Genomic DNA, 304 nt, shown 5'->3' with positions numbered 1-304 from the left:
TGCTTTGCCCATGCCACATCCAGCAGATCTAGGGTGCTTGTCAATACAAAGGCGTAGCTCTGAAGCATGAAGACCAGATAGTCCCTCCTCACGTTGGCATTGGCCGTGAGGAACACCAAGGTGGCCAATTCACGGGCAATGTTCCCGAAATATACCCTGTGACAAGTGTTCACAGCCGCACAAATGGGTCCATTTTCATCGTAGGACACTGTCGCACTGACCGGAGCTGTGGGTGCCGGCGTGTCTTTGTTGGAACTCCCTCCGGCCACACTATTGATGAGATCTGTGGGTTTGGAAAATTCAA

General features: G+C 52.0%; 1 protein-coding gene. It reads right to left on the bottom strand.

Annotation, left to right across the window (positions count from 1 at the left end; all coding sequences use genetic code 11):
• The coding region (locus JEM65_RS22755) for a hypothetical protein (RefSeq protein ID WP_233530833.1) at positions 1–304 on the bottom strand (304 nt) is incomplete at both ends.

This window comes from Gelidibacter salicanalis, assembly GCF_016469035.1.
Taxonomy (GTDB): domain Bacteria; phylum Bacteroidota; class Bacteroidia; order Flavobacteriales; family Flavobacteriaceae; genus Gelidibacter; species Gelidibacter salicanalis_A.
Note: the sequence above shows the minus strand (reverse complement) of the source record. Positions and strands in the feature narration are given on the sequence as shown.